This window comes from Bacillus sp. 05T31, assembly GCF_056396725.1.
Genome location: NZ_JBFTMA010000967.1, coordinates 1 through 1,227, shown reverse-complemented (window position 1 = coordinate 1,227; position 1,227 = coordinate 1). Strand labels below are relative to the sequence as shown.

Genomic DNA, 1,227 nt, shown 5'->3' with positions numbered 1-1,227 from the left:
GTTGAGAAGCCGAAAGAGTGCCTACAAGAGTAGTAGTATAAGTGGTCCGGGAGATCGAAATACCAGACATTAAAGAGCTCCCACCCACCACCGTATCTTTAAGTGTATACGGATTTGGCTCATTTTTTTTAAGGGATAAAACAGGCGCACTCATCACTATTGGCTCTGAATCTATGTTTCTTTCTTGCTCAACTTCAATTTGTTCCATAGCTTGCTCTTGGGCCACTAATTCAAGTGTTGTCTTCGCCCCACGCCCTTTTCCTGTAACCGTTAGGTTAATACGGTCAGAAGCTTGTAAACGGCCTATAACGATCTTAAAAGATGAAAAAGGTATTCCCATATCCTTTGCTAATTTGCGTTGTGATCCCGATACTTCCCCTTTTTGTTGCTCTAAGTATGCTAAAATATCAGATTCCCATTCTTGCATATGGCTATATTGACGATCTTCACGCTCTTTTTTCCCTTCAAACGGGCGATATGAAAAAGGCATTCCCGATAATTCACGTATATAGCAAGCCGCTGGCCCTTTTTTCGTTCCCTGGAACGCACTACGAACCTTTTGTTTTACCTTTAATACCGTTAAAGGCTTTTCTAGCTTTGCATTCCATTCACGAAGCTTATTTTCAGCTTCTTCCTTTGCGTATCCAGAAGCTTTAAATGTTAAAGCTAACGTATAACAAGTGTTATCTCTCTTCCCTTCTTCTACACCTTGTAGAAGCTTCAAAATAGCTGGATGAGACAATAAATCACATTGCCCTACTGTTACCTTTTTAAAGAAAGAACGGTCTTCTTGCTGTATGATCATCCAGTCTATAAGCCCCTGGAAGTCTATACGATTATTAGACTCATAAACTGTATTTTGATCTGTAACCACACGGAAATAACGCTCTGCACCAACAGCAACAGGATCACCGCCGATACTTGCGATAATTTCACGCTGAATACGCTCGTAAAACTCTATAGTCTTTGTATAGGCTCTTTTAGGTACAGCAAAATAAAAGTAGACGTGGAACCCACCAGACGGCGTTTTAACAATTAAAGAAGGCTCTGGAAGCCCTGCGCACTCAACGCGGTCTAATACATCTGGAACCGTCAAACCTTTATTTTCTTCATTGCCGCCTTTTGCGTCTATATCAATGACCATTGCGTTTAACCAGCGTAAAGATGCCTTATTGCGCTTGTCATTACGATAAAATGTGTTAGGTGTGTAATATGTAGTATCTTGAG

1 protein-coding gene is annotated in these 1,227 nt (G+C 40.8%); it reads right to left on the bottom strand.

Features of this window, described 5'->3' with window-relative positions:
* Window positions 1-1,227: primase C-terminal domain-containing protein (locus AC1DJR_RS30370; RefSeq protein ID WP_477004297.1), on the bottom strand; the 1,227-nt coding region annotated here is incomplete at both ends.